The 17,168-nt window shown below is 69.1% G+C and carries 14 protein-coding genes and 2 pseudogenes; 12 read left to right on the forward strand and 4 right to left on the reverse strand.

The window, feature by feature from the left end; translation table 11 throughout:
• The first annotated feature begins 142 nt into the window (after window positions 1-142).
• The 4 genes from AB0N66_RS17465 to AB0N66_RS17480 are packed head-to-tail and all read left to right on the forward strand — an operon-like array spanning window position 143 to window position 6,597.
• The gene (locus tag AB0N66_RS17465) at window positions 143-961 is read left to right on the forward strand and encodes a glycosyltransferase family 2 protein (RefSeq protein ID WP_365435017.1); all 819 of its coding nucleotides are present in this window, start codon (window positions 143-145) and stop codon (window positions 959-961) included.
• Entirely contained in the window at window positions 958-1,971 is a 1,014-nt protein-coding gene (locus AB0N66_RS17470; RefSeq protein WP_365435020.1) for a glycosyltransferase family 2 protein, read from the forward strand. The genes AB0N66_RS17465 and AB0N66_RS17470 overlap by 4 nt, the downstream gene beginning before the upstream one ends.
• On the forward strand, window positions 1,968-2,765 hold the full coding sequence (locus AB0N66_RS17475; RefSeq protein ID WP_365435023.1) for a polysaccharide deacetylase family protein: 798 nt from the start codon (window positions 1,968-1,970) through the stop codon (window positions 2,763-2,765). The genes AB0N66_RS17470 and AB0N66_RS17475 overlap by 4 nt, the downstream gene beginning before the upstream one ends.
• Window positions 2,758-6,597, forward strand: a complete 3,840-nt coding sequence (locus tag AB0N66_RS17480; protein ID WP_365435026.1) for a lipopolysaccharide biosynthesis protein — start codon at window positions 2,758-2,760, stop codon at window positions 6,595-6,597. Before AB0N66_RS17475 ends, AB0N66_RS17480 begins: the two co-directional genes overlap by 8 nt.
• Window positions 6,598-6,691: 94 nt before the next feature.
• Here the strand turns inward: AB0N66_RS17480 and AB0N66_RS17485 are convergent, their stop codons facing one another.
• Entirely contained in the window at window positions 6,692-8,107 is a 1,416-nt protein-coding gene (locus AB0N66_RS17485; protein WP_365435029.1) for a xylan 1,4-beta-xylosidase, read from the reverse strand.
• A gap of 272 nt (window positions 8,108-8,379) precedes the next feature.
• Between AB0N66_RS17485 and AB0N66_RS17490 the strand changes: the two genes are divergently transcribed.
• Window positions 8,380-9,474: a DUF5925 domain-containing protein gene (locus AB0N66_RS17490; RefSeq protein ID WP_365435032.1), complete on the forward strand. Its 1,095-nt coding sequence runs from the start codon at window positions 8,380-8,382 to the stop codon at window positions 9,472-9,474.
• A gap of 34 nt (window positions 9,475-9,508) precedes the next feature.
• Here the strand turns inward: AB0N66_RS17490 and AB0N66_RS17495 are convergent, their stop codons facing one another.
• Window positions 9,509-9,877 (reverse strand): GntR family transcriptional regulator, encoded by a 369-nt coding sequence (locus AB0N66_RS17495; protein ID WP_365435035.1) that lies wholly within the window; start codon window positions 9,875-9,877, stop codon window positions 9,509-9,511.
• A gap of 72 nt (window positions 9,878-9,949) precedes the next feature.
• Between AB0N66_RS17495 and AB0N66_RS17500 the strand changes: the two genes are divergently transcribed.
• The 5 genes and pseudogenes from AB0N66_RS17500 (at window position 9,950) to AB0N66_RS17520 (ending at window position 15,157) form a co-directional block, all read left to right on the forward strand.
• Entirely contained in the window at window positions 9,950-10,879 is a 930-nt protein-coding gene (locus AB0N66_RS17500; RefSeq protein WP_365435038.1) for a GNAT family N-acetyltransferase, read from the forward strand.
• A pseudogene (locus AB0N66_RS17505) lies at window positions 10,860-11,090 on the forward strand (DUF402 domain-containing protein); the annotation flags it as partial. The gene AB0N66_RS17500 and the pseudogene AB0N66_RS17505, both read left to right, overlap by 20 nt.
• Before the next feature lie 178 nt (window positions 11,091-11,268).
• Window positions 11,269-12,408, forward strand: a complete 1,140-nt coding sequence (locus AB0N66_RS17510; protein ID WP_365435042.1) for a tyrosine-type recombinase/integrase — start codon at window positions 11,269-11,271, stop codon at window positions 12,406-12,408.
• Window positions 12,405-12,731, forward strand: a complete 327-nt coding sequence (locus tag AB0N66_RS17515; RefSeq protein ID WP_365435045.1) for a helix-turn-helix transcriptional regulator — start codon at window positions 12,405-12,407, stop codon at window positions 12,729-12,731. The genes AB0N66_RS17510 and AB0N66_RS17515 overlap by 4 nt, the downstream gene beginning before the upstream one ends.
• Complete coding sequence (locus AB0N66_RS17520) at window positions 12,728-15,157, forward strand: hypothetical protein (RefSeq protein WP_365435048.1); 2,430 nt, start codon at window positions 12,728-12,730, stop codon at window positions 15,155-15,157. Before AB0N66_RS17515 ends, AB0N66_RS17520 begins: the two co-directional genes overlap by 4 nt.
• 41 nt (window positions 15,158-15,198) lie before the next feature.
• Here AB0N66_RS17520 and AB0N66_RS17525 read toward each other — a convergent pair whose 3' ends face one another.
• Complete coding sequence (locus AB0N66_RS17525; RefSeq protein WP_365435051.1) at window positions 15,199-15,864, reverse strand: hypothetical protein; 666 nt, start codon at window positions 15,862-15,864, stop codon at window positions 15,199-15,201.
• Between the two features lie 116 nt (window positions 15,865-15,980).
• Here AB0N66_RS17525 and AB0N66_RS17530 point away from each other — a divergent pair.
• Window positions 15,981-16,250 (forward strand): annotated as a pseudogene (locus tag AB0N66_RS17530) (DUF402 domain-containing protein); the annotation flags it as partial.
• Window positions 16,251-16,263: 13 nt separating this feature from the next.
• Here the strand turns inward: AB0N66_RS17530 and AB0N66_RS17535 are convergent.
• Window positions 16,264-16,887 carry a class I SAM-dependent methyltransferase gene (locus AB0N66_RS17535; protein WP_365435054.1) on the reverse strand — a complete coding sequence of 208 codons (624 nt, stop codon included), beginning with the start codon at window positions 16,885-16,887 and terminating at the stop codon, window positions 16,264-16,266.
• A gap of 137 nt (window positions 16,888-17,024) precedes the next feature.
• On the opposite strand from AB0N66_RS17535, the gene AB0N66_RS17540 reads away from it, so the two are divergent.
• Window positions 17,025-17,159: a hypothetical protein gene (locus AB0N66_RS17540; RefSeq protein WP_365435056.1), complete on the forward strand. Its 135-nt coding sequence runs from the start codon at window positions 17,025-17,027 to the stop codon at window positions 17,157-17,159.
• Window positions 17,160-17,168 lie beyond the last annotated feature (9 nt).

A 17,168-nucleotide genomic window follows, 5' to 3' on the forward strand; every position in this document is an offset into this window, starting at 1 on the left:
AAAGCCGGCAGCTTTGCCAGCTCACCCGGCACGCACGGAGATCTATTTCGTTATGCCGTAAGTGAGAACCCCCCTTTCGAACCGGACAAAGAGCCGGACTGCCCAGGGGCGGGCGGTCCACCGGACGAGAGGGACCAGACTCATGAGCTCAGTCCTGCGCCCAGCCATTTCGGGCCAAGATCAGACTACGGCCGGCAAGTACCGGCCCATCTCCTCTCACCTGGCCATAGCGCCGCCGGTGAGTGTCGTGATTCCGGCCATGAATGAGGCCGAGAATCTTCCGTACGTCTTCAAGACACTTCCCAGCTGGATTCACGAAGTGGTTCTCGTCGACGGCAATTCCACCGACAACACCGTCGAAGTGGCCCGTGAACTGTGGCCGGACGTCAAGGTCGTCAAGCAGCACGGAAAGGGCAAGGGGGATGCCCTGATCGCCGGGTTCGAGGCGTGCAGCGGCGACATCATCGTGATGGTCGACGCGGACGGTTCGGCCGACGGCAACGAGATCGTGTCGTATGTGTCCGCGCTGGTGTCAGGGGCGGACTTCGCCAAGGGCTCGCGGTTCGCCAACGGCGGCGGCACGTCCGACATGACGCCGATCCGCAAGCTCGGCAACCATCTGCTGTGCGCGGCCGTCAACGCCAAGTTCGGGGCCCGTTACACCGACCTCTGCTACGGCTACAACGCGTTCTGGCGGCACTGCCTGGACAAGATCGACCTCGACTGCACCGGCTTCGAGGTGGAGACCCTGATGAACATCCGGGTGGTCAAGGCGGGTCTGAAGGTCCAGGAGATTCCGAGCCACGAGTACCTCCGCATCCACGGTTCGAGCAATCTGCGGGCCGTGCGGGACGGGATCCGGGTGCTCAAGGTGATCCTCAAGGAGCGCTCCAACCGGCGCGCGCTGCGCCGCACTCCGCACGCCTCCCAGCTCAACTCGGGCCAGGGAGAGGTGTCTTGAGCGGGCGGAACTTCTCCGTGGTGATCTGCGTCTACACCGAGGACCGCTGGGAGGACATCCTCGCGGCGGTCTCCTCGGTGCTGGCGCAGTCCCTGCCCGCACTGGAAACACTCCTCGTCGTGGACCACAACACCACGCTGTTGGAGCGGCTGACCAGGGAGTACAAGGAGACCGACGGGGTGCGGGTGCTCGCCAACGCGGGCCCCCGCGGCCTGTCCGCGGGCCGCAACACCGGAATCGCCGTCGCGCGCGGCGCGATCATCGCGTTCCTCGACGACGACGCCGTGGCCGAACGGGACTGGCTGCGGCACTTCGCGTCGGGGTACGAGGATCCGCGGGTCATGGCCGTCGGCGGCCGTACGATGCCGATCTGGGCGTCGGGCCGCCGGCCCGCCTGGTTCCCCGAGGAGTTCGACTGGGTGGTGGGCTGCACATACAAGGGGCTGCCCCCCGGCCGGGTCCGGGTCCGTAACGTCCTGGGCGGCAACGCCTCTTTCCGTCGTACGGCGTTCGACGCGGCGGGCGGCTTCGCGACCGGCATCGGCCGCGACGGCGACAAACGCCCGCTGGGCTGCGAGGAGACGGAGCTGTGCATCCGCCTCACCCGCGCCAGGCCGGACGCCATCCTCCTGATCGACGACCGCGCGGTCATCCACCACCGGGTGCCCAAAGTGCGCGAGCACTTCGCGTACTTCCGCACGCGCGCGTACGCCGAGGGCCTCTCCAAAGCCCTCGTCGCCCGAAGTGTCGGTGCGGACAAGGGACTTGAGTCCGAGCGGCGCTACGCCACCCGTGTGCTGCCCGCCGGGGTCGCCCGCGGGCTGCGGGACGCGGTGCTGGCCCGCCCGGGCGGCGCCGGACGCGCGGGCGCCATCGTCACCGGAGTGCTGACGGCGGCGGGCGGGTACGCACTCGGGAGCATCCGGGCACGCAGGGGCGGCGCTACTTTCTCCGTCGTGGAGATCGAGGGGGTCTCTCCGGCAGCTGACGACAAGGGGGCCGCGGCATGAACGAACCGGTGCCGATCCTCATGTACCACTCGATCGCGCCGCGACCGAGCGACGCGACGCGCGGACTGTCCGTCACCCCGGACGCCTTCGCCCAGCAGATGGCGCTGCTGGACGCGCAGGGGTTCGCTCCGATCAACACGGGTCAGCTGGCGGCGAGTTGGCGGGAGGGCGGCCCGCTGCCGGAGCGGCCGGTGCTGGTCACCTTCGACGACGGCTACGAGGGCGTGCACCGGCACGGACTGCCCGTGCTCGCCAAGTACGGCTTCGCGGCAACGCTGTTCGTGTCGACGGGCTGGATCAGGGGCGCGTACGACACCGGGGGCAGCCTCGACACCATGCTGGACTGGGACCAGGTGCGCAAACTCGCCGCGGAGCAGGTGGAGATCGGCGGGCACAGTCATACGCACCCGCAGATGGACCAACTCACCGAGGACGCGCTCCGGTTCGAGGTACAGCACTGCCGGGAGATCATCACCGGGGAACTGGGCACCCGCCCCGCCTCGTTCGCGTACCCGTACGGCTACTCCAGCCGTCGGGTGCGCGAGGCGGTGCGGGAGGCGGGCTTCGCCCAGTCGCTCGCCGTCGGCAACGCGCTGGCGCGCCGCCGCCAGGGGCCGTACGCCCTGCGGCGCGTCACCGTGCGCCGGAGCACCGGCATCGAGGAGTTCGAGCGACTGGTCGAAGGCCGTGCGATCGCCCTCAACTTCGCCAGGGACCGCGCCCTCACCAAGGGGTACGCCATGGTCCGAAGAGCACAACAGGTCCGCCGGAAGGCCATCAGTTCCCGTGTCTGACACGACCACCACCGCCCAGGCTTCATCGCCCACGACCGAGGCGCCCGCACAGCGCACGGGCCGCCGCCTCCGCCTGCCCGGCCGGGGCAAGGGCGGGAGCGGAGGAAACCAGCTGTTCCGCAACGCCTACGCCCTGATGCTCAACACCGGTATCTCCGCGGTGCTCGGGCTCGGCTACTGGCTGGTCGCCGCCCGCTACTACTCCGAGACGGCGGTCGGCCAGGGCTCCGCCGCGATCGCCGCGATGAAGCTCCTCGCGGGCCTCACCGCGGTGACGCTGACGGGCGCCCTGGCCCGCTTCATCCCGGTCGCGGGCCGTGCCACCGGGCGCCTCATCTTCCGTACGTACGCGGGCAGTTCGGTGGTCGTCGCGCTGGCCGCCGGCGTCTTTCTGCTCACCCTGAGCATCTGGGGACCCTCGTACCAGTTCCTGCACGGATCGCTGGCCGGCCTCGGCTTCGTCCTCGCCGTCGTCGCCTGGTCGCTGCTGACACTTCAGGACGGTGTGCTGACCGGCCTGCGCAGCGCGCTGTGGGTGCCGGTCGGCAACACGGTGTTCTCCGCGGTGAAGCTGGTGCTGCTCGTCGTCCTGGCCTCCGTGATCCCCGCGACGGGTGTCTTCGTTTCGTGGGTCGCGGCGATCGCCATGTCCGCGGTGCCGCTCGGCTGGCTGGTCTTCCGGCGCCTGGTCCCCCGCCACATCAAGGCGACCAAGGAGGACACGAAACCGCCCTCCGTGAAGGAGATCGGGCGCTTCCTCGCGGGCGACTACACCGGCTCGCTGTTCTCGCTCGCCGTGGTCTACCTCGTCCCGGTGATCGTCGCCTCGCAGGTCAGCTCCGCCGACAACGCGTACTTCTACATCACCGCGACCATCGGCGGCACGGTCAACCTGCTCGCCATCAACATGGGCGCCTCACTCACCGTCGAGGGCTCGCACGCCCCGGCACGCCTCGCCGCGAACACCCGGGCCGCGCTCAAGCGGATGGCGCGGATCATGCTGCCGGTGGGCGCGCTGCTGTTCCTCGGCGCGCCGTTCATCCTGCGCGTCTTCGGCCAGGGCTACGCGGACGCGGCGACGCCGCTGCTGCGCTGGTTCGCCATCGGCGGACTGCTGCGGGTCGTCATGGAGACCTACTTCGCGGTCCTGCGCGCCCAGAGCCGCACGGCCGGACTCGCTTGGCTCCAGGGCCTGTTGTGCGCCCTCGTGCTCGGTCTGACGGTGACCCTCCTCCCCCGCATGGGCCTGACCGGCGCGGGCGTCGCGGAGGTAGCCGCCCTCGCCGTGATCGTGACCATCTCCGCGCCCCGGTTGTACAAGATCCTGCGGACCGCGCCGGCCGAGGTGCCCGCGGGCGCGGCACCGGACGGGGACCTCGCCGACCTGGGGGCGCGCGAGGTGCCCACACCGAAGCGCGGGCCCGCGTGGGCACTGGACTCGGACACCCTCGCGCTGGGCGTCCATGTCGACTTCGACCACCTGGAGCGCCGGCCGGACGTGCGGCCGGGGCCGGGGACGCCGCCCACCGGGTCACCGGCGGTGCGGCCTGTTCACCGGCCGACCTGGGCGCTGGGCACGAAGCCGTCGGTCGGGCTGCCCGTCGAGGCACGGGAGCCCGGTTCGGAAGCGTCGCTGGGCCCGTCCGAGACTCCGGAGATCGACGCCCCCTTCGATCCGGAGAAGCCGGAAGGCACCCCTTCGGAGGCCCAGGGCGAGGAGTCCGGCGACCCTGCCGGGTGGGCGCGGCCGGCCACAGCGGACCCGCACCTGGCAGACAGGACGGATCCCCCACCCCCGTCCCCGCGCAAGCGATTGACACCCCCGACCAAACCGGGAGTGATCCTCGGCTGTCTGCTGGTCTCCGCCCTGCTCCTCTACTGGGTCCCCGCACTCGGTCTCAACGACGGCGCCCTCGACCGAATGGGCGGGCTCGGGCTCATCTCGGTGCTGCCACTGCCGACCCTCGTCGGCGCCGCCCTCCTGATCATCGTGTTCGCCTCACTGCTCTGGATGGGCCGAGAGCACAAGGGGCTGCTGCTCGTCACCCTGCTCGCCACCGTGGTCTCACTGCACGCGCTTCCCGCGGTGATCGAGACAGAGCCGCGGTTCGCGACGGCCTGGCAGCACCTCGGGTTCCTGGACTACATCGACCGCACCGGATCCGCCGTACCCGATCTGGACGCCCGCTGGAGCTGGCCGGGCTTCTTCGCGGCGGCCGCGTTCGTCGCGAAGGCCTGCGGGGTCACCGACCTCACCGAGGTGATCCGCTGGTGGCCGCTCACCATGCAACTCCTCTACCTGGCACCGATGTTCCTGCTCGTACGCTCGATGCGGGCGAGCTGGCGCGCCAAGTGGACCGGCATCTGGATCTTCGTACTCAGCGGCTGGGTGGGCCAGGACTACTTCTCCCCGCAGGGCTTCACCTATCTGCTGTACCTCGTCTTCGTGGCGATCCTCCTCGTCTGGTTCCGGGCACCGCGGGTGCTCTGGACGAAACGGCGGCCGGGCGAAGCGGAGGTCGAGCCGACGGACCGCCGCCAACAGGCCGTCCTGCTCATGGTGTTGATCGGCCTGTTCGCGGTGACCGTCCCGGCGCACCAGCTCACCCCGTTCGTGATGCTGGGCGTCCTCGCGGTCCTCGTCCTGGTCGGCCGCTCCGAACTGCGCGGCCTGCCCATCTTGTTCGCCGTCCTGGTTGCCGTCTGGGTCGGCTTCATGGCCGAGCCGTACTGGTCGGGCCACTTCGACGACCTGTTCGGCGGGATCGGCGGCGTGGGCGGCAATGTGTCCTCGTCGGTCTCCGGCCGTATCGAGGGCGGCAGTTCGACCCACAAACTCGTCCTCTACGCGCGCGTGCTGCTCGCCGGCGGCGTGATGACATTCGCCTGCTACGGCTGGTGGCGCCGCCGCGAGAACAAGTACCGCGAACGCTCGCTGCTCGTCCTCACCTTCGTGCCGTTCCTGGGCTTCGGTATGCAGTCGTACGGCGGCGAAATGGCCCTGCGCGTCTTCATGTTCGCCCTCCCGGGCGCGGCCCTGCTCGCCGCACTCGCCCTGTTCCCACGCACCGGCGTCACCGCGAAGGAACGGGACAGGGACCGCGTGAGCCTCGCACCACTGGCGGCCCTCATGGCAGGCCTGGTCCTCATGGGCGGCTTCCTGGTGGCCCGTTGGGGCAACGAGTCCTTCGAGCGGGTCCGGCCGGGCGAGGTCGCCGCCATGAACTACGTGTACGCGCACGACGATCCGACCGCGCGTCTGCTGTGGATGAGCAACGACACGGTCGAGAACGTGACCCCCTCGATCCCGTGGGGCGCGCGGGACATGGAGAAGATCGAGTATCTGCCCACGCTGGCGCCCGTCGACCCGGTCCTGGTGTCGAGCCTGGTCAAGGCGCTCAAGGACGCCGGCCCCAACTCGTACCTGATGATCAACCGCAGCCAGGTGGTCTACCTCCAGCTGGACGTGGGCTACTCACCGACCTGGGAGTCGCGGCTCATCAAGAACCTCGACCAACGGCAGGAACTGAAGAAGGTCTTCGTCAACGACGACGCGACGGTGTACGCACTGCGCGAGCAGCCCGCGGGCGAGATCCCGAAGGCCGATCCGGGACCGATCGGACCTCAGGTGACGTGGACACCATGGTCGGTGGTGGGCGGTCTCGCGGCCATCGCGCTCATCCTGATGCTGACCGCCCGGGAAGTCGTACGCGTCGCCGTACGGCCCAGTGTGCGGCAACTCCGTTGGCTGCAGAGCAGCTTCTGGTTCGCGCTGCCACTGCTGGCGGTACTGCTGGCTTCACTGGTGCAGCGGTTCCTGACGATGAAGTAGCTCCTCGACGATGCGGTGGTACGAGGGTGAAGTTGTTCCTTGCAGGCGTACGAGGATGAAGCAGCTCTTTGAGAGGCGTACGAGGTGAAGTGGCTCAGCGTTCCAGCCACTTCACCTCGTACGCACCCAACTCGACCTGCTTCCCGTCGACTTTCACGCTGATCGACCGGTCCAGCGTGTTGACCACGAGGACCGTCGTGCCGGTGGCGAGGACGCGCACCCGGGACACATCGGCGTCGGCGACGGGCACCGTCTCGTACGTCGTCCCCGGCGGGAACTCCTCACCGAACCGGGAGAGGAGGTCGAACATCGACATCGCCCGGCCCCCGTCACCACTGCTCGTCGGCGTCCACAGGCAGCCCGCGCAGTCGGGCCCCTTCTCCTTCTCCGGGTTCCAGTAGAAGCCGGAGGTGGCGCCGCCGCGGGCCATGGCGATCAGGCCCGAGGCCTGCACGGCGACACGGCGGGTCTCGGACCAGCCCTTGCGTTCGTCGTTGCCGTCGGCCGGTTCGACGTAGTACTCGGCCCACCACAGCGGCAGATCACCGGTCCGCTCCCGCACCCACTCGCCGACGGCCGTGAACTTGTCGGTGGCCGCGAACTCGTCCGGCAGCAGATCGTCGTCCTTGGTGTAGCTGGAGCCGTCCACGACGACGAAGTCCGCGCCCGCCTTGTGCTTGTTCCAGTAGTCGAAGGCGTCCAGGACACGCTGGTCCATGGTGCCCCAGGTGCCCTTCACCGTCGGCGACGCGTCGTGCGTCTGGCGCGGGTCGAGGCTGTCCATGACGAGATACGGCCCGCCGACCATGATGTCCGGGTTGACCTTCTTCAGAGCCTTGTAGACCAGGTTGTAGAGCGCGGTGTAACCCTCGTAGTCCCAGCGGGCCTTCTCGTCGTTCCAGAAACCCTTGAACTCGTTCCAGACGATGAAGTGGCGTACGTCCGGATAGCGCTTGGCGACGGTCGCGGCGAGCGCGGCGAAGTCGTCGAAGTGGGCGGGATCCGGGGCGGTCTCCAGGGCGGCCTGGCTCCAGTCGGTGTCGCCGGACTCGCCGCCCTTCATCCAGTCCGGGGAGCAGCACAGGGTGACGACCGGGGTGCCGCCCGAGGCACGCATGAAGTCGATACGGCGGTCCATGTCGACGAAGTCGTAACGCCCCTTGGTCGGCTCGGGGTTACCGGCCCCCCAGCCCATGATGTGCTGGATCTGCGGCAGCGGCTGCTTCGACAGCAGCCCCTCCACCCGCTCGGTGGCCGCCGCGCTGCCCTCGTCGGCGCTGAACTGGGTGTGCGTGAAGCCCCAGCCGACCTCCGGCTCCGTCGCCTTTGCCGGGACGGCGGGCGTGCCGTGCACCTTGTCCCCGTCCGGGGTCGTGCCCTCGGTGCCCGCGCCGCCGCCGGGCAGTGTGTTGATCAGGGTCACCAGCAGGGCCAGAGCGACCGCTCCCACGCCGAGCACCGCGGTGAGCCGCCACCGCCGAGTCCCCGAATTCCACCCATGACGTCCCATCAAGGGCAACAGTAACGGCGGGGACAGGCGGTGGAACAGGTTCCGGCTTCCGTGCCGAGCCAGTTCACGGCCTCGCGGCGGGTCACGCGGCCGACCTCGATATGGCCGTGACCCCGCCTCGTCCCTCCGGCGGCCCTGACACCGGCGACCGCGCGACCGCCTCTCGGACACCCGGTCGAAAGCCGGTTGAGCTGGGGCCCCTCGCGAAGGACACCCGGACCTGGCAGCGGAAATCCCGTGCACAGGTTCCCTCGGTGACGGATCATGGCGGCATGTCTGCCAACCCACACGACGCTCTGCCGATCCGGCTCAACGTCGATGACAGCGACTCGCCGTCGGACGTCATCGACGCGCTGTTCCTCGGCCGCTTCGCGACGGGCGAGCAGCCTCACTCGCACGCCGTCAACATCGACCGCGTACGGTCCGGGGCCACGCTGCTCCCGAAGGGCGCCCGCGTGCTGCGCTCCGCCCGCGACGACGACCGCAGCGCGACCCTCGCCGAGGGCGACGGCTGGACCCTCCTCGTCTCCCGCTGGAACCGCGGCGCCGACGTCACGGTCACCGCGACCAGCACCGAGCTCGCCGAGAAGGTCCTCGACCAGGCAACGGACGGCGCGGCCGACGAGCCCGAACCCCAGCCGGAGAACGTGACGATGGGGTTCTGGTACGTGTCCCCGCGCCGCGGCCCGTACCGCACCACACGCCAGATCTCGGCCGGCACCTGGGACGAGGTCCGGCCGAACTACACCACTCCGGTGGCGGACGCGATGGACACCCTGATGAAGACGACGCCGGAGGACATCGCCGGCCGGCTGCTCCTGCTGCACGGCCCGCCGGGCACGGGCAAGACCTCGGCCCTGCGCACCCTGGCCCGTTCCTGGCGCGACTGGTGCCAGGTGGACTGTGTCCTGGACCCCGAGCGGCTCTTCTCCGACGTCGGATACCTGATGGACATCGCGATCGGCGAGGAGGACGGCACGGGCAAGGGCCGCTGGCGGCTGCTCCTCCTCGAGGACTGCGACGAGCTGATCCGCGGCGAGGCCAAGCACACGGCGGGTCAGGCCCTCTCGCGCCTGCTCAACCTCACCGACGGCCTGCTCGGCCAGGGCCGCAACGTCCTCGTCGGCGTCACCACCAACGAGGACCTGGAGCGCCTCCACCCCGCGGTCGTCCGCCCCGGCCGCTGCCTCGCCCGCATCGAGGTCGGCCCCCTGACCCGGCGCGAGGCCGTGAACTGGCTCGGCACGGAAGAGGGCGTCTCCCGCGAGGGCGCGACCCTGGCAGAGCTGTACGCGCTCCGCCGGGGGACGTCTCCGACGCAGGTACCGGATCAGCGGGAGGGCGCGGACGCGGGGCTGTACCTGTAGGAGGCACCGGGCGCAGGCTCGCTTCCGGTGCGCGCTACTCCCCGTACGCCGCCCGCAGGGCATCGCGCGCCGCGTCCCGCGCGGCGGACTCGGTCAGACCGAGGCGGCGTACGCGCTCGGCGTAGGCCTGCGCCGCGATCGCGGCCTCGCGAGCGGCGGCCGAACCGGCGGCAGCAACGAACGTTCCGTTGCGGCCCCGCGTCTCGATCACCCCGTCCGCCTCCAGGGCCCGGTACGCCTTGGCGACCGTGTTGGGCGCGAGGCCGAGCGACTCGGCCAGCCCCCGCACGGTGGGCAGCCGGTAGCCGACCGGCAGCGCCCCGGACCGGGCCTGCTCGGAGATCTGGGCGCGCACCTGCTCGTAGGGCGCGGCCCCCTCATCGATGTGGATCTTCAACGTCACGGGGCGATTGTCCCGTACCCGGCGGAAAAATGAGAGGCACCCGAACACAGCCCGCGCGTAGCGTCAGGCTCCATGACAGTGATCGTTCGCGACGTCCGCCCCGGCGACCGGCGGGACGCCGAGGGCTTCGCCCGAATCCGCACCCTCGCCCTCCCCTTCGTGCTGTACACCCCCGACTCCGTCGGGTACGACGTCACGCACGCTCACCCCGACGCCCACTACCGTCCCCTGCTCGCCGAGCAGGACGGCGAACTGATCGGCACGGCCCAGGTCGGCATCGTGCACGACAGCCCGGAGCCGGGCCAGGGCTATCTCAACGTGTACGTCGCCCCGGACCGCACGCACCGGGGCGCGGGCTCCCTCCTGGTACGCGCCGCCGAGGAGCACCTGACGGCCCTGGGCGCCAGGAAGCTCTTCACCTGGGTCCTGGACTCCCCCGCCGATCGCGCCTTCGCCGAGAGGCACGGCTACCGCGCGAGCCGCTCCGCGCACTTCCTCCGCCTGGACCTGGCAGGCGGCACCCTGCCGCCGCTCCAGGACCTCCCGCCGGGCGTCGAACTCCGCACGGGCGCGGACTTCGCCGGCGACCCGCGCCCGCTGTTCGACCTGGACGCGGAGACGACGGCGGACGAACCCAGCGACGTCGACCAGGAGTTCACGGACTACGAGGCCTGGCTCCAGGAGACCTGGAACCACCCTCTCTTCAGCCCGGAGCTGACCTCGGTCGCGGTCGTCGACGGCCGCCCCGCCGCGTTCAGCGCGGCCCGCACGAACGGCGGCACCGGCTACGGCACCGTGATGACGGGCACCGCCCGCGCCCACCGCGGCCGCGGCCTCGCCAAGCTCGCCAAGAACGACTCCCTGCACCGCGCCAGCACCGCGGGATACACGGAGGCGTTCACGGGAAACGACAGCGGCAACGAACCGATGATCGCGATCAACAAGTGGTTCGGCTACGAGATCTGTGCGACGGAGGTGCGCCATGTCCGCGAACTCGGCTGACGCGAAACACCAGTTGGAGATCGTCCTCGTCAAAGCGGGCCGTACGAAGATCCGTTACCCCGCCCAGTTGCTCGCCGACGACGGCACCCGCGTCACCGTTCGCGCGCCGTGGGCGGGCGACGGCGTCCGCGACTTCGGCTTCGTACGGTTCGAGCCGGGCGATGTCTTCACCGAGTACTACTGGCGGGACCGCTGGTACGCGGTGAAGGAGGACCCCCGGGAATTGCATCAGATGCGTGATCGGTCGTTGGCGTGTGGCCCCGAACTGCGTGAAGTGTACCGGCTCGCCACCTGACGTCTTTCGGCTCTGATCGTCGCCCTGACCTGCGGGTTTGTTTAGAGCCATTCGTTAGATGCATGATTCTGCCCTCTAGTGAGAGAGGGCGGGAGTGTCCGACGGTACGAGGGAAGTGCAGGGGGCCGCACGGCTTGAGCTGGTCTCCGGGGTGCATCTGTTGCATCCCGAGGACGCCGTACTCGACGCGATGGTGTCGGGCTGGGCACGACAGCAGATCGGCGGTCGCGGACTCCAGGCGGATACGGCCGCCGGGCGCCAGCGGATCGTTGAGCAGTTCAGGGATTTCACGAATGAGTACCCGTGGAACTGGACGGCCGCGCACATCGACGAGTGGATGGCCGACCTGGTGATGCAGCACGACCGCGCCAAGTCGACGCTCCGCACTTACCAGGGAGCCGTGAGCCTGTTCATGGACTACCTGCTCGACCCGGTCTACGGGTGGGTGGACGTCTGCCTTGAACGGTTCGGAACGCACCCGACGCCGATCCTCCACGATGGCAACCGTCGCGAACACCTCGTGGATTACGAGGGCGAGGCAGAGCGCCGACCGATGACGCGGGAGGAGTGCCAGCTCTTCTTCGACCATATCGACGATCGGGTGGAGCGAGCGGTCAAGCGGGGCCGCAAGGGTGCCTTGACCGCCTACCGGGATGCCACCTTGTTCAAGACGATCTATGGGTGGGGACTGCGGGCTTCGGAGGCGTCCGGCCTGGACGTCGTGGACCTCTACCGGAACGCGAAGGCTCCGCAGTTCGGCCGGTACGGCATGGTGCACGTCCGCAAGGCCAAGGGCACCAAGGGCTCGGGGCCGCGGCGGCGGAACGTCGCCAGCATCATGCCGTGGGCAGTCGAGTCCCTGGAGGACTACGTCGTCAACGTTCGTCCCCGTTATGGCTTTCCCACTCACCCGGCGCTCTGGCTGACCGAACGCGGTGGCCGACTGAAGGTGGGCGAGATCGAGGACCGGTTCGCTCTCTACCGCGAGGAGCTGGGGCTCCCGGAGGAGCTGGTGCCGCACTGTCTGCGGCATTCGTACGTCACGCACAACATCGAGGACGGCGTCGATCCGAAGTTCATTCAGGAACAGGTCGGCCACCTCTACGCGTCCACGACCGCCCTCTACACCGCAGTCAGCAGCGACTTCGCCAACACGATGATGCTCAAGGCCATCGACCTGGCCTTCGACAACGATCCCGGAGACCGGGCCCTGGAACGGAGTGGACGACGATGACGGTGAAGCTCGACTACAAGTGGCACCTGCGCGAGGTCATGGCCACCAAGGGCATGTTCTCCACCACCGATCTGCGGCCTGTGCTGGCCGAGCGGGGCATCGACCTGTCCGCCAGCCAGATCTACCGGCTGGTGGTGGAGGTGCCGGAACGGCTCAACCTCAAGGTCCTGATGGCTCTGCTGGACATCCTCGACTGCTCGATGGACGACCTGATCGAGCCGGTCGCCGTGGGCAGGCCGAGGGCGAAGAAAGCCGCGGATGGCACCGAGACCACCGGCGTCGGCGACTTCCGGCCCAAGCGGGCCCGGATCACCGGGTCGTGACCGTGTCTGCGCGGACCGCCGTCGACCCGCACGCGGTGATACGCGAGCTGGTCGCCGCGGTCGAACCGGATCTGCCGCCGGGGACCGTCCAGGCGGCGATAGACCAGGCCGTTCGGTCCAAGGCAGCCGCCGTCCGCCTGGCCCAGGTCCTCGACGGAGACCCCGGGCTGCTGACCTCGGGCCGGGCCGAAGGCCCGGCCTCGGTCGAACGCCTGATCCGCCTCCTACAGGAGGGCGGCGCCGTCCACGTCGTCCGTCCGCCCTGCGCGCTCTGCGGCAAACTCGCGCCGCTGACTTGCATCCACGACTCCGGGCTGCGGATCTGTTCCTTATGCGGCAACTACCGCACGAGGGCCGAGGGTTGGTCCTGCATGGCCTGCGGCAATGGCGAGACCCCCCGCTACGGCCTGGACCGCTTCGGCCGTGAGGTCTGCCGCTCCTGCTTCAAGGCCGACTGCACCGAGGACCCGGCCGCCGACCTGCTGAACCACCTGTCCGGTCTCGGGCTCGACAAAGCCGTGCTCCAGACGGTGATCGCCGAGGTCACTGAGGGGAAGACCACGATCGCCCGCCGTCTGCTCTGGGACCTCCAGAACCAGCCGGACCTGTTGGCGGGGCAGGCTCCCCACCATTCCCCGCGGACCGTGCTGCTGGCCGACCGGCTGCACCAGGGCGGAGCCGAGGGTGTCCCGGCACCGAAGTGTCCGCACTGCGATCGCCCGGTCCGGCTGACGCACTCGATCAAGCGGATGCGTATCTGCGGGACCTGCTACAACCGTGCGAAAGCCGAGCCCTGCAAATGGTGCGGACGCCATCGCCCGGTCGCCGGCCGCGATGAAACGGGCTCCCCGATCTGCGTCACTTGTCGCCGGGAGGAGCCCGCTTACCAGGAAACTTGCGCTGTCTGCGGCCGTCTCGACGCTGTCGGCGCCCGCACCGCCGACGGGCCGCTCTGCACTGCGTGCCGCAAGCCGCCCGTCGTCCGGTGCGGTTCCTGCGGCAAGCTCCGCGGCTGCATGTTCGCCAAGACCGACTCGCCTCGCTGCCGGGCATGCTCACGCAAGCTGGAGCCTTGCACCGACTGCGGACGCCCTTCCCACGTCACCGCCAGGACCACACGGGGACCCGTCTGCGAGAACTGCTGGGAGAAAGCCCCCGAGGCCCATAGACCCTGCCAGCAGTGCGGCACGGTCGAGCGGCTGTTCCACTTCGGTCTCTGTCGCCGATGCGCCGGCGAACGCCAGCTGCAGACGCTGATGACACCGCCCGACGGCAAACGCCGTCCCGAGCTCGACAAGGTCGCAGCCGCCCTGCTGGACCTCAACCCCCGCCGGACCCTGCTCTATCTGCGGGAGTCCGCCACTGCCAGCCGTCTCGTCACCGACCTCTCCACCGGGGCCTGCGAACTCAGCCACAAAGCCCTCGACGCCCGCATGAGCCACCAGCGGGACATGGCCGTCGACTACTTCCGGGCCGTCCTGGTCTCCGCCGGCATCCTCCCGGTCCGGGACGAGTACCTGGCACGGCTGGAGCGATGGATCGAGCAGAAGACCGCAGCCATCGAGGATTCGGAGGACCGCCGCCTGATCGCTGCGTTCGCCCGCTGGGACCGCACCGCACGCATCCGACGACGAGCCCGCGGCAGACCAATCTCCTCCTTCACCAGCGACATCGCCCAGACCCAGATCGCCAAGGCCATCACCTTCCTCACCTGGACCAAGAGCCAGGGGGAGACTCTGGCGACCTGCCGACAGCCCCTCGTCGACCTCTGGCTCACGTCGGAAGACCACCAAGGCCCCTACGTCGCACGGCCGTTCGTCCGCTGGGCGGTCCGCAGTAAGTTCGCCACCAACATCAGCATCCCCGGCAAACCACGGCGGACCTACCACCGCCCGCTCGACGCCGACGAACGCTGGACGACCGCCCGTCGGCTCCTGAACGACGACTCCATCGAGACCAGAGACCGCGTCGCCGGGCTGATGGTCCTGCTCTATGGCCAGTTCCCGGCGAGAACCTGCCGCCTGACCGTCGGCCACGTCATCCACAACGAGAATGGCGTCGCCCTCCGCCTCAACAAGATCCCACTGACGCTCAAGCCGCCCATGGACGGCCTGGTCCTCCAGCTCGTCGACCTCGCACGCGACCACGAACGCACGGTGATATCGAACGAGAACAACGCGCCCTGGCTCTTCCCGTCGCTGCAGATGCCCGGAAGACCGATGACCAGCCAGCAACTCGGCCGCCGCCTCCGCAACATCGGACTCCCCTCCGAAGCCGGACGAAGCGCGGCCCTGCTCGACCTCTGCACACAGATCCCCCCAGGCGTTCTCCAGCGCCTGCTCGGGATCAGCCCTTCGGCTGCCGAGCGCTGGTCGGCGGGGGCCGTCAGAACCGCCTACGCAGCAGAGATCGCTCGGCGAACCTGACCTACGACACCACTCGGCCCGTGTAGTTGCTCCTCAACGACTCAGCCATCGTCGTCCACACCTCCTCGCAGCCCCCATTCATCGAGGCCTGAGTAGATCAACGCGATGCGCCCTCCGGGAAAGGACATGGATGTGGCCTCCCCTGAATAGAGGGCCACCAGCGAGTCGGGCCCTCTCCACCAGGTGTCTGCCAGACCCATCACCTCGTGCACCGGTTCGTAGCCGTCCAGCTCGATGCCATCGAGGTCATCGCTGACGAGTTTGGTGACCTGTTTTGCCCACATAGATGCGTGGTGGGCCAGGGCGAGCGATTCCACCCAGCCCTCGACGGTTGCATGGAGAGGTGCCCACCCATCTGCCTGGATGCCGAACTCACCAGACGGACTGATCATGAATGAGTAGGGGACTGCGGTCCGCTGCGTCCCGGCTTCGAACCACCACCCTGCAGTATCTGATTCGGGTGAGTCGGGATCGAAGTACTTGGGGCCTCCGTCGTACTGCGATGCGGGTGGCAGGAGCAGACCGCCCCATCGCCTCTGGTAGGCCGCCATTCGGTCGATCACTGTTGCGGGGATGTCTCGCTCAAGCCACCACTGTCTGTGATCCTCGACAGGCCGAACATCGATCTTGATGCCATGCGTGCCGACAAACGATCGAGCTCGTCGAGTCAGGCCGTCGGGCACGTCGTTGATGAGGTGAACATTCACCAGGGGGACGCTACCCAGCAGTCGTGCGGAGAGCAGGCCCGGGGCCATTCCGCACCAGCCGCAGTCTGACCTACACCCGCCCTATTCCCCCGTCTGAATATCCGAGCCTGCCGATAGTCCGCGACGCCGAGGGCGCCCTGAAGGGCTGGTACTGCGACATCACCCGCCCGGCCGTCGTCTCCGGCACCGAACTGGTCGTCGAGGACCTCGACCTGGACCTGTGGCGCTCCGCCGATGGCACGGCCGTACTCCGCCTGGACGAGGACGAGTTCGCGGCGAGCGGCCTGGCGACGACGGATCCGGTGGCCGCGGCCGCCGCCGAGAACGCGCTGGCCGAACTCGAACTCCTCGCCCGGAAGGGCGACTTCGAAAGCCTCCTCACCTAGAGGACCTGTCCACTCAGACAATGGCCACCACGGCATACCGCTCGTCCTCGACCTCCCTCCCCCACAAGTGCGAGTCGTCGGAGAGCCGCTCCACCCGGACGTCCTCCGCGAGGGGTTCGAGGAGGGCGGTGAGCCGGTCGGCGGATATACCGACCGGGCTCACCGTCCCCCACACTCCCTCGACCAGCACCAGCCGCCCGCCCGGGCGCAGCAGTCCGCACCAGTGCCGCAGGACGCGCCCCGGGTCGGGCAGCGTCCACAGCACATGGCGGCAGAGCAAGACATCGAACCGCTGCTCCCCGATGGGCGGTGCCGCCGCGTCACCGACCAGGAACGCCGCGTCACGCCCGGCGAGCTTGGCGCGGGCGAGGTCGACCATACGAGGCGAGAAATCGACCCCGGTGACGCGATGTCCCCACTCGGACGCGAGGAGTGACAGGCTGCCGGTGCCGCAACCCAGGTCGAGGACGTCCGCGGCCCGCTCCGGCAGCCACGTCCGCAGCCGGGCGGCCCAGGCCTCCCGTACGACGGGATCGCGCAGCCCGTGGTCCGGCTCCTCGTCGAAGGTGGCGGACTCTACGTCCCAGTCGATGTCAGCCGCTGGAATCACTGGATTCATCTCATTGTTACTCGCCATGTGCACCAGGGTGACAGTCACCACTGACAGTCGAATCGTGACTGGCACCACAGACAGATCGCGACCGATGAGGAACTCTCCCCGAAAGGGTCTACCTCCGTATCACCATGGACATAGGTAGACGCAAGGAGGCAGCCATGCGCCGCGTAACCCTGCAGAAGCCCCTGAGGAAGTCGGACTCCCGCCGCGTGCGGGACGAGGCCGACGAGCGCCCGACCGAGCGTCCGGAGGTCCGAAAGGACATCCACCGCACGTGGTGGCCGGACGGGTGAGGGGCACAC

The sequence above is a fragment of the Streptomyces sp. NPDC093544 genome (assembly GCF_040683495.1).
Classification (GTDB): Bacteria; Actinomycetota; Actinomycetes; order Streptomycetales; family Streptomycetaceae; genus Streptomyces.

Bases quoted from the DNA above. Each gene is read 5' to 3' on its own strand.
- AB0N66_RS17465 (WP_365435017.1), top strand. From the start codon at position 143: ATGAGCTCAGTCCTGCGCCCAGCCATTTCGGGCCAAGATCAGACTACG.
- AB0N66_RS17475 (WP_365435023.1), top strand. From the start codon at position 1,968: ATGAACGAACCGGTGCCGATCCTCATGTACCACTCGATCGCGCCGCGA.
- AB0N66_RS17485 (WP_365435029.1), bottom strand. From the start codon at position 8,107: ATGGGACGTCATGGGTGGAATTCGGGGACTCGGCGGTGGCGGCTCACC.
- AB0N66_RS17490 (WP_365435032.1), top strand. From the start codon at position 8,380: ATGTCTGCCAACCCACACGACGCTCTGCCGATCCGGCTCAACGTCGAT.
- AB0N66_RS17500 (WP_365435038.1), top strand. From the start codon at position 9,950: ATGACAGTGATCGTTCGCGACGTCCGCCCCGGCGACCGGCGGGACGCC.
- AB0N66_RS17515 (WP_365435045.1), top strand. From the start codon at position 12,405: ATGACGGTGAAGCTCGACTACAAGTGGCACCTGCGCGAGGTCATGGCC.
- AB0N66_RS17535 (WP_365435054.1), bottom strand. From the start codon at position 16,887: ATGGCGAGTAACAATGAGATGAATCCAGTGATTCCAGCGGCTGACATC.
- AB0N66_RS17540 (WP_365435056.1), top strand. From the start codon at position 17,025: ATGCGCCGCGTAACCCTGCAGAAGCCCCTGAGGAAGTCGGACTCCCGC.